General features: G+C 59.2%; 12 protein-coding genes. 1 reads left to right on the forward strand and 11 read right to left on the reverse strand.

Annotation, left to right across the window (positions count from 1 at the left end; all coding sequences use genetic code 11):
* Positions 1-85: 85 nt before the first annotated feature.
* The gene (locus CKW38_RS22600) at positions 86-2,338 is read left to right on the forward strand and encodes a glycoside hydrolase (RefSeq protein WP_095113920.1); all 2,253 of its coding nucleotides are present in this window, start codon (positions 86-88) and stop codon (positions 2,336-2,338) included.
* 1 nt (position 2,339) lies between these two features.
* On the opposite strand, the gene CKW38_RS22605 is transcribed toward CKW38_RS22600, so the two are convergent.
* The 11 genes from CKW38_RS22605 to tcyJ form a co-directional block, all read right to left on the reverse strand.
* Entirely contained in the window at positions 2,340-2,966 is a 627-nt protein-coding gene (locus CKW38_RS22605; protein ID WP_095113921.1) for a bifunctional 2-polyprenyl-6-hydroxyphenol methylase/3-demethylubiquinol 3-O-methyltransferase UbiG, read from the reverse strand.
* A gap of 170 nt (positions 2,967-3,136) precedes the next feature.
* On the reverse strand, positions 3,137-3,781 hold the full coding sequence (locus CKW38_RS22610) for a methionine ABC transporter permease (protein ID WP_034151854.1): 645 nt from the start codon (positions 3,779-3,781) through the stop codon (positions 3,137-3,139).
* Positions 3,771-4,892 carry a methionine ABC transporter ATP-binding protein gene (locus CKW38_RS22615; RefSeq protein WP_095113922.1) on the reverse strand — a complete coding sequence of 374 codons (1,122 nt, stop codon included), beginning with the start codon at positions 4,890-4,892 and terminating at the stop codon, positions 3,771-3,773. The genes CKW38_RS22610 and CKW38_RS22615 overlap by 11 nt, the downstream gene beginning before the upstream one ends.
* Before the next feature lie 2 nt (positions 4,893-4,894).
* Positions 4,895-5,704 carry a MetQ/NlpA family ABC transporter substrate-binding protein gene (locus CKW38_RS22620; RefSeq protein WP_095113923.1) on the reverse strand — a complete coding sequence of 270 codons (810 nt, stop codon included), beginning with the start codon at positions 5,702-5,704 and terminating at the stop codon, positions 4,895-4,897.
* A gap of 119 nt (positions 5,705-5,823) precedes the next feature.
* Positions 5,824-7,182, reverse strand: a complete 1,359-nt coding sequence (locus tag CKW38_RS22625) for an LLM class flavin-dependent oxidoreductase (RefSeq protein ID WP_095113924.1) — start codon at positions 7,180-7,182, stop codon at positions 5,824-5,826.
* Positions 7,182-8,375 carry an SfnB family sulfur acquisition oxidoreductase gene (locus CKW38_RS22630; RefSeq protein ID WP_095113925.1) on the reverse strand — a complete coding sequence of 398 codons (1,194 nt, stop codon included), beginning with the start codon at positions 8,373-8,375 and terminating at the stop codon, positions 7,182-7,184. The genes CKW38_RS22625 and CKW38_RS22630 overlap by 1 nt, the downstream gene beginning before the upstream one ends.
* Before the next feature lie 25 nt (positions 8,376-8,400).
* Positions 8,401-9,642: an SfnB family sulfur acquisition oxidoreductase gene (locus CKW38_RS22635; protein WP_095113926.1), complete on the reverse strand. Its 1,242-nt coding sequence runs from the start codon at positions 9,640-9,642 to the stop codon at positions 8,401-8,403.
* 268 nt (positions 9,643-9,910) lie between these two features.
* Complete coding sequence (locus tag CKW38_RS22640; RefSeq protein ID WP_007918737.1) at positions 9,911-10,675, reverse strand: hypothetical protein; 765 nt, start codon at positions 10,673-10,675, stop codon at positions 9,911-9,913.
* A 465-nt stretch (positions 10,676-11,140) separates the two neighbouring features.
* Complete coding sequence (tcyN, locus tag CKW38_RS22645; protein WP_007918739.1) at positions 11,141-11,890, reverse strand: L-cystine ABC transporter ATP-binding protein TcyN; 750 nt, start codon at positions 11,888-11,890, stop codon at positions 11,141-11,143.
* A gap of 2 nt (positions 11,891-11,892) precedes the next feature.
* Positions 11,893-12,558 carry a cystine ABC transporter permease gene (tcyL, locus tag CKW38_RS22650; RefSeq protein ID WP_007918741.1) on the reverse strand — a complete coding sequence of 222 codons (666 nt, stop codon included), beginning with the start codon at positions 12,556-12,558 and terminating at the stop codon, positions 11,893-11,895.
* Positions 12,558-13,358, reverse strand: a complete 801-nt coding sequence (gene tcyJ, locus CKW38_RS22655; RefSeq protein WP_095113927.1) for a cystine ABC transporter substrate-binding protein — start codon at positions 13,356-13,358, stop codon at positions 12,558-12,560. Before tcyJ ends, tcyL begins: the two co-directional genes overlap by 1 nt.
* Positions 13,359-13,616 lie beyond the last annotated feature (258 nt).

Raw genomic sequence — 13,616 nt, forward strand, 5'->3', positions numbered from 1 at the left:
TTTGTTACACCTTTGGGAAAGGTCTGACTTACAACTGTGATGCCTTGCGTTACCGTCCTTCCTCCATTTGGAGGAGGGACGCCTGATGTCGACTGTCACTTGCTGGCTGCGCCAACTGCTGTTATTGGCCGGCCTGTGCCTGTCGCCCTCATCGCTGGCCGACATCCTTTTGGTGAACCCGCTGTGGCGCGTACAACTCGACCCCGCAACCCTCGCCGTGCGAGTCACCCCGGCCAACGGCGCGACTGTACAGGCATCGACGGGTGTCGCCGCGCACAGGGTCAGCAACCTGGTGCAACGCGACAATCGCGTCGACTGGCAATGGAACGATGGCGCCTGGTCACTCAGCGTTGATCTCGATCAACGCGACCTGACGTTCTCGATCACCGCACGCGCCCCGGCTGAACTTGAGTTCTTGCGCCAGCCCGGTAACGCCATGGGCAAGGGCCTGATCTGGCCGTTGGCCGAGGGGCATTATGTGCCGCGCGGCGATCCGGTGTGGCAGGCGTTTCTGGTGCGTCAAGGGGTGCTCAATGCCACTCAGGACATGAGTCTGCCGATCTGGGGTGTCGAGCATGAGGGATTCAGCCTCAGCTGGTTGCTGACCAATCCCTTTAACAAACAACTGCAGTTCAACGCTGAAGGCGATTCGCTGGCTTTGTCGGTGCGCCACCAATTCACCTCACTCAAGCCGTCGACACCGCTGACGTTCAGCCTGTTTTTGGGTGACGCCGACCCGCTGGCCGGCGCCAAACGCTACCGGCAATGGCTGATCGACACCGGCCGTTACGAAAGCCTGAGCAGCAAGCTTGAGAAAACACCGGCGTCGCGAAAGCTGTTGGGCGCCACTCATGTCTACCTGTGGGGCAACGATCTGCTGGGGCAAAAGGATGTGCGTAACTGGCCGGTGTTGCTTGGCAAGTTGCGCGGCCCGAGCCGCCTTGCCGGCGCATTGCGCGAAGGCATGGATCGCGAAGGCTTGCAGTTGCTGGCCACCGAAACGGTGCTCGATCGTTATCAGCAAGACGTGCTGCTGCGCAGCCTCAATCACGCGCTGAACACCCAGGCGCGCAAAACCTGGCAAGCCCGCGCGGTGCCGGACATGCACGCACTGGCCAACGGTTATGTTGCCTTGCGCGGGCAACTGGCCCGCGAGTTCGCGGGTGCCGTGACAGCCAATTCCGAGCAATGGGGCAGCACTTTGTCGCTGGATACGATTGAGCGATTGCAGAACGCCGGGCTGTCGCGCCTGTGGTTGGGGCTTGGCGAGGGCTGGGAGGGCGGCCTCTGGCATCCCGAGGCGGTTCGCGCGGGCGTGCAGGCGGGGTATCTGCTTGCACCGTATGACTCTTACGAGACCGCGCTGAGGCGGGATGAGAATCCAGACTGGACCACCGCACATCTGGGTGACACGGCTTACCGTGAGTGCGCCATCTTGCTGGAAGATCGCACGATGAAAAGCGGCTTTCAGCAGTCGGGTCATTACACCGACCCGCGTTGCGTGCGCCCTTTGTTGGAGCAACGGGTCAAAGCGGTCAGCGTCGCCGCTGGTTTCAACAGCTGGTTTCTCGACGCCTACGCCACAGGCATGGTGTTCGACAGCTACCGTGCGGACGCCCCAATGACACAGGCACAGAACGCCGAAGGCAATGTCGCGGCGTCGCGCTGGATCAATGAAGTGCTGCAATTGCCCAGCGGCTCAGAAGACGGCAATGCAACGACGGCCCAAGGCGTACTGTTCGCTCATGGCATGCAGACACCGGTGATCGGTTGGGGCGATGCCGACATGAGTAAAAACCCGGATTCCGAATATTTTGTCGGCAAGTGGTTTCCGCCGGAGCAACCGGCCCTGTTCTTCAAATCCGTGCCAATAAAGGAACCGTTGCGGCGCATACACTTTGACCCGGCCAGCCGTTTGCCGCTTTATCAAGCGGTGTTCCACGGTTCGCTCATCACCACCCATCACTGGTTGTTCGACAGCCTTAAACCAGGCAACGCAAGGGTGGAAAACGAACTGACGCAATTGCTGTACAACGTGCCGCCGCTGTACCACCTGAGTGCAGCAACGCTGGCGCAGCGACTGCCGCTGATGGCTCGTCAGGATGCATTTTTCCGTCCGCTGCATGAGCGCCTGGCGACGCAGGCGTTGACCGGTTTCCAATGGCTGAGCGGGGATCGGCAGGTGCAGCAGACTTCATTTGAAGACGGCACTCGGCTGCTGGCCAACTTCGATCCAGCCCCGCGTGAAGTGGACGGCCGGACCCTGCCCGGCGAGAGCATCACGCTGCTGCTGCCGGAAGGTACCGTCAGCCACTACCGGGTGCAGGCAACTCCCTGACTCAGACTTTGCGCCAGACGCTGGCCAACCACGGCTGCTGTTCGCGCGGCAGGCCTGCGGGACGGAAGTAGTGTTCAAGTTCGACGAATCCGGCGCGGGCAAGCAGCCCGCGCCATGCCTCCAGATCGTGATACGAGCCATAGCGCGGCCCGTTCCAGCCCTCGCGGTTATCCCCGCGCGGGTTAGAGCTGAACAGCACACCGCCCGGTTTCAAGGTATCGCGCAGCTGTTGCAAAACCCGTGGCAATTCCTGCAATGGCACATGAAACAGCACCGCATTGGCGAAGATTCCGTCGAAGCGTTCAGCCGGCAGATCGAGTTTCAGAAAGTCCTGTTGCAGCACCTCGCAACCACTGTCCTCACGGGCCATTCGCGCAAACTCTTGGGAACCGTCGAGACCCACGGCGATGTGCCCCATACGCGTAAACGTCTGCAAATCCCGCCCCGGCCCGCAGCCGAAATCCAGAACCGTGAACGGCGCCACACCTTGAATATGCCGCAGCAGCGCATCGATGTTCTGGCTGACATCGTGGTCGCGGGTGCCTTCACGGAAGTCTTCAGCCACCGAGTTGTAGTGGCCGAGGGTGGTGGTGGTGATCTGTTCGAGATCGTTGGGGGTCTGCTTCATGGTGGGGATACGCGGGCAATTGGGATTTGCCGAATATACGCCATCGAGTTCGGGGCTGCTGCGCAGCCATTCGCGAGCAGGCTCGCTCCCACAGGGGAACGCATTCCAAATGTGGGAGCGAGCCTGCTCGCGAAAGCGGTTTCAGAGGCGCGGCATGATTCCGGATGAGCTCAGCGCTTGTTCAACCCCCGCGCCAACCGGTCCCCACCCAACTGGATCACCGCCACCAGAGCCACCAGCAACACAATCACCGTCAGCATGATCTGGCTGTCAAAGCGCTGATACCCATAGCGATAGGCGATATCCCCCAACCCACCCGCGCCAATCGCCCCGGCCATGGCCGACGAGTTGATCATCGTCACCAGCGTAATGGTGAAACCGCCGACAATCCCTGGCAGCGCCTCCGGCAACAGCACATGCCAGACGATATGCCAACGCCGGCAGCCCATCGCCTGCGCAGCCTCGATCAAACCATGATCAACCTCGCGCAAACTCACTTCAGCAATCCGTGCAAAGAACGGCGTGGCGGCAATCGTCAGCGGCACGACGGCAGCCCAGACACCGTAGGTGGTACCGACAATCAACCGGGTAAATGGAATCAGCGCGACCATCAGAATCAGAAACGGGATCGAGCGGAACAGATTCACGAACGCGCCCAAGGCACGGTTCAACACCGGCGCTTCGTAGATCCCGCCCTTGTCGCTGGTGACCAGAATCACCGCCATGGGAATCCCCACCAGCAGCGCGATCAGCGAAGATACGCCGACCATCAGAAACGTATCGATAAAGCCCTGCAGCAAGCGATCAAACCACATAACCCACTACCTCCACTCGTTGCGCCCACGGTGCGGCGCGCTCGCGCAATTGTTCGGCGCTGAACGCTGAGTCGCTGACAGCCAACAACAGTTGCCCCAGCGCGTGACCCTGAATCCGTTCGACGCCGCCCTGAAGCAATTTCACCCGCCCGCCGAGCGCGGCGAACAGTGCGCCCAGATCCGGCTCGTCGCTGGCACTGCCGGTGAATTGCAGGCGCAGCACCACAGCGGCGTCGGAGGAGGGCGGCAGCGTGTGCAAGCGACTTTGCAATTCTTCCGGTAACGCGTGTTGCAGCGGCGCAAGCAAGGTCTGGCTGACCTCGTGCTGCGGATTACCGAACACTTCCCAGACCGGGCCTTGTTCGACCACCCGGCCATGCTCCAGCACCACGACGCGGTCGCAGATTTCGCGAATTACCGCCATCTCGTGAGTGATCAGAACGATGGTCAGGCCCAGGCGTTGATTGATCTCGCGCAGCAGGCCAAGGATCGACTGAGTGGTCTCCGGGTCGAGTGCCGATGTGGCCTCGTCGCAGAGCAAAATATCCGGGTCATGCACCAACGCGCGAGCGATGCCGACACGCTGCTTCTGTCCGCCGGAAAGCTGCGCCGGATAGGCTTTGTGCTTTTCCTGCAGGCCAACCAGTTCGAGCAGTTCGCGGACCTTTTTTTCACGTTGTTCCTTCGCGACGCCCGCGACTTTCAGCGGCAATTCAACGTTCTGCCAAACGGTCTTGGCCGACATCAGATTGAAGTGCTGAAAGATCATGCCGATGCGCCGGCGCAGAGCAACCAGACGGTCTTCATCGAACCCGCCAATATCGACCTGATCGATCAACACCCGTCCTGAGGTCGGTTGTTCCAGACGATTGATCGTGCGGATCAGCGACGACTTGCCGGCGCCGCTGCGGCCGATAATGCCGAACACTTCGCCGCGCTGAATTGCCAGATCGATGCCTTGCAACGCGGCGACCGGGCCTTGCCGGCCGTTGTAGGTTTTACCCAGGCCGATGAAACGTACGTGGGCGCGATTCAACTCGGGGTGCAGTTCGGTTTTTTCAGCATTGTGGGGCTCTGGAAACTCCAGTCGCCGTTGGATCGCGGCCGTCATGCTCAGCTTTCCCAACCGGCTTGATACAGCTTGCCGTGAGCCTTATCCAGTGCGGCGCGAACAACCGGCGAGTGCTGGTAAATGTCGACGAATTTGATCAGGCGCGGATCGGTTTTGCTCTTCGGCTGGATGACGAACTGGATCACGTACTCCTTGTGGTCGAGGCCGTCGAACAGCAGTGCCGAACCTGCATCGAAGGTCTTCGCCAAACGGATGTAGGCGGGGTAACCCTGAACCAGATCGGCGTCGTCGTAGGCGCGTACCAATTGCACGGCTTCAACCTGGAGGATTTTGATTTTCTTCGGGTTGGCGACGATGTCGTCTTCGGTGGCCTTGTAGCCGACGCCCGGTTTCAGGGTGATCAAACCGGCCTTGGCCAGCAGTTGCAGACCACGGCCGCTATTGATCGGATCGTTGGCGATGGCGACGCTGGCGCCTTCGGGCAACTCGTCGAAGCTTTTGTATTTTTTCGAGTAGAGGCCGACGTTGTTGATGATCCCCGGCGCGAACGGCACCAGATCAAAACCCGACGCGGCTTTGGCGTTTTCGAGGAACGGGATGTGCTGGAAGTAGTTCACGTCGATGTCGCCGGCGGCGAGGCTGACGTTCGGCGCGATCCAGTCGGTGAACTCCACTAACTCAACTTTGAGGCCTTGTTTGGAGGCCTCTTCGACGGCGGCTTCCAGCGGAATGGCGAAGGCGGCGGTGGTGCCGATTTTCAACGGTGCGTCGGCGGCGAAGACTGCCGAGCTGAACAGGCCGAGGGCCAGGGCCAGTGCTTTGACTGGGTGTGACAGGATTTTCTGGGTCATGATGGTTTTTCCAGTCAGTGCATGAAATTTGTGGTGTTTGTTATGGCCTCATCGCGAGCAGGCTCACTCCTACAGGGGAACGCATTCCAAATGTAGGAGTGAGCCTGCTCGCGATGCTTTTAGCGGCGAAACGCGGAGCCGGTGTGTTGCTCCGGCAACTGCGCCCCGCCGTGAAACAGCTTCTCGCGCAAGCTGCCGTTGTCGTACGCGGTCTTGTACGACCCGCGCCGCTGCAACTCCGGAATCACCAATTCAATGAAATCCACATAGCTCTCCGGCGTAACAATCCGGGTCAGGTTGAAGCCATCGAGGCCGGTCTCGGCGATCCACGATTCCAGCTCATCCGCCACTTGCTCCGGCGAGCCGACGACGGTGATGTAGCGACCACCGAGGGCGTGCTGGTCGAGCAATTTGCGCCGGGTCCAGTCGTTGTTCTGCAGGTTTTTGGTGGCGGACTGAATGGCGTTGCTCTTCACGTACTGGATCGGTTCGTCGATCTCGTACTGCGAAAAATCGATGCCGGTCGACGCGGAAAAATGCGCCACGCCAGCTTCGGCGCTGGCGTAACTCAGGTACTCGGCGTGCTTGGCCCACGCGGCTTCTTCCGTTGCGCCGACAATCACGTTGAGGCCCATGAACACCTTGATGTCCTCGGGATTGCGGCCCGCTTCAACGGCGCTGGCGCGGACCTTGTCGACCTGAACTTTGGTCGACGGTTTGTTCTGACCGCTGATGAACACGCACTCGGCATGGCGTCCGGCGAAGAGCAAACCGCGTTCGGAACTGCCTGCTTGAAACAGCACTGGCGTACGCTGTGGCGAAGGCTCGCAGAGGTGATAACCCTCGACCTGATAGAACTCGCCTTTGTGCTCGACCTTGTGCACTTTTTCCGGGTTGGCGTAGATCCGCTGCTCGCGGTCGTTGAGCACTGCGCCGTTTTCCCAGCTGCCTTCCCAGAGTTTGTAGAGCACCTCCAGATACTCGTCGGCCTGATCGTAGCGACGGTCGTGTTCCACCTGTTCGCTGAGGCCCATGGCTTTGGCGGCGCTGTCGAGATAACCGGTGACGATGTTCCAGCCAACACGACCACGGCTCAAATGATCGAGCGTCGACATGCGTCGGGCGAACAGATACGGCGGCTCATAAGTGAGATTCGCGGTCAGACCGAAACCAAGATTTCTGGTCACGGCAGCCATCGCTGAAACCAGTAACAACGGATCGTTGACCGGCAGCTGGATCGACTCTTTCAGCGTGACGTCGACCGAGTTCTGATAGACGTCATACACGCCGACGATGTCAGCGATGAACAAACCGTCGAACAGCCCGCGCTCCAGCAATTGCGCCAGTTCCGTCCAGTATTCGAGGGTGTTGTAGCGCGTCGAGGTGTCGCGCGGATGCGTCCACAGGCCATGGTTGATGTGGCCAATGCAGTTCATGTTGAACGCATTCAGCAGGATCTTCTTTTTCGCCGCGCTCATCAGATCGTCCCTCGCAACGGAGGGTTTTCGTCATTGAGGTAGTAGTTGCCCACCGCGTGATATTTCCAGCGCACCGGGTCGTGCAGGGTGTGCACGCGGGCGTTGCGCCAATGGCGGTCGAGGCCATGTTCGATCAGGGTCGCCTGGCTGCCGGCCAGTTCGAACAGCGTGCTGCCGGCGGCCAAAGAGATTTCAGTGCTGATCGCCCGTGCTTCGGCGACGGCAATCGAAGCGGCGGCGACGGTTTCTGCGTTGGTCTCGGCTTGCGCGGCGTCAAGGAATTCGCCGGCACGTTCGAGCAAGGCTTCGGTGGCGTGCAAGCGAATGCTCAAATGGCCGAAGCTTTTCAGCGTCAGCGGGTCTTCGGTGGCTTTGTCGTTGCCGGAATCGATCCATGGCCGGGTTTTGCTGCGCACAAAATGCAGCGCGTCTTCATAAGCGGCGCGAGCAATACCGGTGTCGATGGCGGCGTGAAGGATCTGCGCTAACGGGCCGACAGTGGTCGGGCGTTCGAAGGCACTTTGAAACGGCAGCACGTCTTCGGCGGCAACGAATACATCTTCGAACACCACAGAACCGCTGCCAGTGGTGCGCTGGCCAAAGCCGCTCCAGTCGTCGATCACCGTCAGGCCTTTGCTGTCACGCGGGACGAAGGCCAGTTGCTGCACGCCGTTTTCATCCACCACAGAAGTAGGAATGCGCTGTGCGTAAATCGCGCCTGTCGCATAGAACTTGCGACCGTTGATGCGATAGCCGTCACCGGCGCGCTTGAGGCTGGTGACGCGGTCGTGGGCGGTTTTGGTGCCCAGTTCTGCCAAGGCATTGCCGAAGCGTTGGCCGGCGAGAACCTCGGCGTACAGCCGTTGTTTTTGTGCGTGGCTGCCGTTTACGCGCAGCACTTCCAGTGCGTAGAAATGGTTCTGCGGAATCTGCCCGAGCGAGCCGTCGGCCTGGGCGATCAGGGCAATGACTTTGGCCAAAGTTACGTTGGACACGCCAGCGCCGCCGTATTCCCTGGGCACGCTGATGCCCCATAGACCGGAGCGGGAAAATACATCGAGTTCCGGCAGTGGCAAGCGACGTTCACGGTCGCGCAGGGCGCTGTCGCGTTTGAAATCTTCGGCCAGATCGCTGGCGACGATCAGGGCTTGCTCATCGCTGGTGATGACCGCGACGTGATGGGATAGCGTCATGTTTTTCTCCAGATGTCTGGTCGTCTCAGATCCAGGAATGGCGAGCCGGTAAAGTGCCGTTGAGGCGATAGGCGCCGACCGCGTGATATTTCCAGCGCACCGGGTCATGCAGCGTGTGCACGCGGGCGTTGCGCCAGTGACGGTCGAGGTTGAATTCGGCGAGGGTCGCGTGGCTGCCGGCCAGTTCGAACAGCTTTTCGCTGGCGAGCAAGGAAATCTCGGTGGTCAGCACTTTTGCTTCGGCCACGGCGATCGAAGCGCGGGCGGCAGACTCGGCAGTGAGCGGCGCGGCGTGCACTTGATCGAGCACTTTGCCGGCCTTGCGCAGCAGCGCTTCGGCGGCGTGCAGTTCGATTTTCAGTTTGCCGATGTCAGCGATCACATAGAGGTCATCGCTGGCGCGATCAACCTTGGCGTCGATCCACGGCCGTGCACGGGTTTTGACGAACTCGATAGCGTCATCAATGGCGCCACGGGCGATGCCGGCGTCGATGGCCGCTTGAATCAACTGCGACACCGCGCCTTGGGTGTTAGGGGTTTCGTTGATCTTCCAGTTGTCGACCACCAGGCTCGATTCGACACGCACGTTGTTCAGCAGAATCGTGCCGCTGGCGGTGGTGCGCTGACCGAAACCCGACCAGTCATCAACGATGCGCAAACCCGGCGTGCCGCGACGGACAAAGGCCAGCACTTGCTTGCCGTCATCGTTGAGCGCCTTGACCGCCACCCAATGCGCAAACAGCGCACCGGTGGAATAAAACTTCTGGCCGTTGATCACGTAATCATCAGCGTCGGCGGTGATTCGCGCTTTCAGCTCCAGGGTGTTTTTGGTGCCGCGTTCCGGGCCGGCATTGCCGATGCGCCAGCCTTCCAGAACGCTCTGGAACAGCTGTTTTTTCTGCTCCTCGGTCGCGCTGCCGAGTACCAGATTGATAATGCCGAACTGGTTCTGCGGAATCTGCCCCAACGCCGGGTCGGCGGCGGAGATGATCGCGAACACTTCGGCCAAAGTGACAAAGGAAACCTGCGGGCCACCGTATTCGCGCGGGATGGCGATGCTGCCTAATCCGCTGCGGGTGAACTGTTCGATTTCCGACCACGGCAACTTGCGCTGGCGGTCGCGTTTGGCGGCCTGCACGCGGGCGACTTGCGCCAGTTCATGGGCAGCCTTGATGGCTTGGGCGTCGTTGCGCAAGACCTGCGCGGGCAACAACAGTGGGGCGATGTCCAGATCCGACTGGACGTTTGCATCTGCCAGACTGGACATCAGTGCCGCTCCTTGGCTGCACGCAATGCCCTGGCGATCTGCACTGGGGTGATTGTGTTCCGGACCATACTACCTACCTCACATCTCATGAAAAACGCCGCAAAAGTGCGGCGAACGAAAGAATGTCCGGTGGTCCGGTTCATATACCCTAAGCGTGTATAAAACTTAAATAAACTAACTTTTAGGAATATGTATAGAAGGGGTGATGGTCAGGTTGGTTAAGAATTTTCGGGTAAGGGGGCCGGGGCCCCTTATCCGCTGAAGAGGATCAATCTTTACGCGATTCGGCAGCCATGAGTTTTGGCCTGAGGGGCACTTTCAGATAAGGGTTTGCACAACCGATCTTCAACGTTCTTGGCGGCGCCCAGCGCGAGTTGTTGCCGACCCGATCGAGAATGCAGTACGTCACGTCCAGCCGCAGATCTTCGCCCGCTTCGACAATCACCGAGGGAGGCACCCAGACTTGAATGGGCAGCCCGATATCCGCGGCGGTGATCGGTGCCAGGTCCATGCGTACATCGCCCCAGCGTAAGGTAATGGCGTCATCTTCGGCCATGTTCAGGTAGGGCTCGATGGTCAGCGGTACGCCGCGTTTGATCTGGTTTGGATTCACCCCCTGACGGCGAATGGTGTCGGGGATGGTCACGGGGGCCAGTTGCTGGTTTTCGTCTCCGCTCAGCGCTGAAGGTTGCCCGCCGGGGCAGTCCAGTTTGACCTGCACGCGCGTCGCCGCCGATAACGCCGGCCCCTGACCGACCTGCATCACCCGGTAGTGAATGCGCGTCGTGCCGTTGGCGATGAAGCTTTCCGGCACCCGAAGGCTGATTGCCGTGCCGACGTCATCCGCTGTCAGCACCCTGGAGGCGACATAGCATTTGTTCCAGAACAGCTCGATCAGGTCTCCGCTATCCATGTCGGGATAGGGTGACACCTCGACCACCAGATGGGCGGCGGCGGCCAGATTGATGCCGGTTTTTTGCGCTGGCGCTACGGTCGGCGCTGCCAGTTCGGGGGTATGCGAAGTTCGGGTCATCGATTTCTCTCCTTGAAGCCTTGCAGCGAAGTCCGTTTCTGGAAGAACAAAAGGCGTGAATAAACTGGCAATAAAGCTTTGAACTTTTATTCAAGTTGAATACGGGTTGGTTAAACTAAGTGGTGCCGGTTGGCGACTAGATAAGAGTCTGCGGGATGGGGTGTCAATAGATGATGTTAGTTAATTCGTGAATTACGAATTAATCAGAATCTTCCTACGCTGTTGAGGCCTGATGCCTAAGCGCCAAGACGAAATGAGCCACGGAACTAACGGTTTTTTTGCGTTTTTTGCTTGGATTTATTCGAGCGCTGTCATGCTGGGTGGAGCGGGTAGCAGGCGGGCATTATCTGTTGCAGAACATATATATGTAGCGCATCGAATATGTTTTGTCTGAAGGGATAAAGCTGGTGTTTGTTGAAGGTAACTTCCATCCGTGGAAGTTTCCGATGCAGCGATAAAAAGTACTCAGGCGTGATTCAGAAACTTGCTGAGAAACTGTTTAGTGCGTTCTTCTTTCGGGTTGGCGAACAATGCTTTGGCTTCGCCTTGTTCAACGATCACGCCTTTGTCGAAAAACACCACACGGTTGGCCACATCGCGAGCAAAACCCATTTCGTGGGTGACGATCACCATGGTGCGTTTCTCTTCCGCAAGGCCACGGATGGTCGCCAGCACTTCGCCGACCAACTCCGGGTCGAGCGCTGAAGTCGGTTCGTCGAACAGGATCACTTCCGGCTCCATCGCCAGCGCCCGGGCAATCGCCACGCGCTGTTGCTGACCGCCGGAGAGACGACGAGGATAAGCATCTTCCTTGCCGGCGAGACCCACCTTGGCCATGAGCTTTTTGCCCAGGACAATGGCGGCATCGCGTGGCATCTTCTTGACCACGATCGGGCCTTCAATGACGTTTTCCAAAGCGGTGCGATGGGGGAACAGGTTGAAGTTCTGGAACACGAAGCCCACGTGCTGGCGCAGGTTGCGCACCAGGCTTTGCTGCTGGTTCAGCGGGCGGCTGGTATCGATCTCGATATCGCCGACCTTGATCCGGCCGCTGGTGGGTTGTTCAAGAAAATTCAGGCAACGCAGAAACGTCGTTTTCCCCGAACCGCTGGGGCCGATGATCGCGACGACTTCGCCTTCCTTGACCTCAAGGTCGATGCCGTTGAGCACGACCTGACCCTTGAATTGCTTGGTCAGTTTTTCCACGACAATCATCGTCAGGACTCCTGGTCGTGCCGATTGACCCGCTCTTCCAACTTGTTCTGAAAGTGCGAAAGCACTGTGGCCAGAATCCAGTAGATCAGCGCGGCGGCAAGATACATGGTGAAGACTTCAAAAGTCCGGGCGGTAATCAATTGCGCCTGACGGAACAGCTCCGGCACCTGAATGGTGGCGGCCAGTGCCGTGTCCTTGACCAGCGAAATGAAGCTGTTGCCCAGCGGCGGCAACGCTGTGCGCATCGCTTGCGGGAGGATGGCCCGGCGCAGGGTTTGCGCGCGGGTCATGCCGATGCTTGCTGCGGCTTCCCACTGGCCACGTTCGATCGAGCCGATCGCGGCGCGCAGAATTTCACAGGCGTAAGCGGCCATGTTCAGCGAGAAGCCGATCAGCGCCGCTGGCAGCGGATCCAGTTCGAGACCCAATTGCGGCAAGCCGTAATAGATCACGAACAGCTGCACCAGCAACGGCGTGCCGCGAAAGAACGACACGTAGATGCGCGCCAGCCAACTGACCGATTTGAAGCGCGACAGGCGCATCAATGCCAGGCCGAAGCCCAGCAGCAAGCCGAAGAACATCCCGCCGAGGCTGAGGACTACCGTGTAATACGCGCCCTTGAGCAGAAAGGGCGCGGAGTCCAGTGCGAGTTGGAAAGCTTCTTCCATTATTTAGTGACGTCAGCGTTGAAGTACTTCGTGGACAGCTTCGCAAGGGTGCCGTCGGCACGCAGTTCGTCGAGGGCCTTGTTCACTGCGGCCAGTAGTTCAGGCTCGCCTTTACGCAGGGCAACACCGGCTTCCTGGCGGGAGAAGGCTTCGCCGGCAGCGACGGTTTTCGGCGCTTTCTTGGCGTACTCAAGTGCGGCCAGACGGTCGATCAGGATGGCGTCGGTGCGACCGTTGTTGAGGTCGGCGAACTTGGTCGGATCATCATCGTAAGTGCGCACGTCAGCGCCCGGCACGTTGGCGCGAACCCATTGTTCGTAGTTGGTACCCAGGCCCACACCGACTTTTTTGCCGGACAGGTCAGCGGCGGTCTTGATGTTCAGTGCGGACTCTTTGCTCTTCAGCACCAGCGCCTGAATCCCGGAAACGGTGTACGGCTCGGAGAAGTCATACTTCTTTTTGCGCTCGTCGGAGATGGTCACCTGGTTGACCACGACGTCCAGACGCTTGGATTCCAGCGCCGCGAGGATGCCGTCCCACTTGGTCGGCTGAATCTTGGCTTTGACGCCGAGTTTTTGCGCCAGCGCTTCGGACAACTCGACTTCGAAACCGGACAGCTTGCCGTCGGCATCGACGAAACTGAACGGAGGGTAGGTGCCTTCCAGGCCGACGTTGATAACGCCTTTGTCCTTGATCTGTTGCAGCTGCTCACCGGCCACTGCCTGGCCGATCAGACCGGCGCTCAGCGCAAGGCCTAGCGAACCCACCAGCAGATTGCGACGTAGTGCGGAAAAATTCATGACAAGCCCCTGTGTTTTCTTATGGAAGACGCTTAAGGAAAGTTGGCGAATTTGTGATTCGTGCGCCTGCGTTATCGTGCCCTAAAGCAGCTTATGCGTCTTGCGCGAAATTCGCCTGCGGCGAGACTATAAGATGTCTGCTTTAGACTTGAAAATACTTAATATTTAATCTGTTAGATCTAATTTGAATATTAAGATCTTTCCCACGCTCTGCGTGGTAATGCCTCTAGGGACGCTCCGCGTTCCAGCGCTCAAAGG

Source organism: Pseudomonas sp. Irchel 3H7 (assembly GCF_900187605.1).
Lineage (GTDB): Bacteria > Pseudomonadota > Gammaproteobacteria > Pseudomonadales > Pseudomonadaceae > Aquipseudomonas.

Coding starts and splice junctions, on each gene's coding strand:
- tcyJ (WP_095113927.1), bottom strand. CDS start 13,358: ATGAATTTTTCCGCACTACGTCGCAATCTGCTGGTGGGTTCGCTAGGC.
- CKW38_RS22600 (WP_095113920.1), top strand. CDS start 86: ATGTCGACTGTCACTTGCTGGCTGCGCCAACTGCTGTTATTGGCCGGC.
- CKW38_RS22610 (WP_034151854.1), bottom strand. CDS start 3,781: ATGTGGTTTGATCGCTTGCTGCAGGGCTTTATCGATACGTTTCTGATG.
- CKW38_RS22620 (WP_095113923.1), bottom strand. CDS start 5,704: ATGACCCAGAAAATCCTGTCACACCCAGTCAAAGCACTGGCCCTGGCC.
- CKW38_RS22635 (WP_095113926.1), bottom strand. CDS start 9,642: ATGTCCAGTCTGGCAGATGCAAACGTCCAGTCGGATCTGGACATCGCC.
- CKW38_RS22605 (WP_095113921.1), bottom strand. CDS start 2,966: ATGAAGCAGACCCCCAACGATCTCGAACAGATCACCACCACCACCCTC.
- CKW38_RS22625 (WP_095113924.1), bottom strand. CDS start 7,182: ATGAGCGCGGCGAAAAAGAAGATCCTGCTGAATGCGTTCAACATGAAC.
- tcyN (WP_007918739.1), bottom strand. CDS start 11,890: ATGATTGTCGTGGAAAAACTGACCAAGCAATTCAAGGGTCAGGTCGTG.
- CKW38_RS22630 (WP_095113925.1), bottom strand. CDS start 8,375: ATGACGCTATCCCATCACGTCGCGGTCATCACCAGCGATGAGCAAGCC.
- CKW38_RS22640 (WP_007918737.1), bottom strand. CDS start 10,675: ATGACCCGAACTTCGCATACCCCCGAACTGGCAGCGCCGACCGTAGCG.
- tcyL (WP_007918741.1), bottom strand. CDS start 12,558: ATGGAAGAAGCTTTCCAACTCGCACTGGACTCCGCGCCCTTTCTGCTC.
- CKW38_RS22615 (WP_095113922.1), bottom strand. CDS start 4,892: ATGACGGCCGCGATCCAACGGCGACTGGAGTTTCCAGAGCCCCACAAT.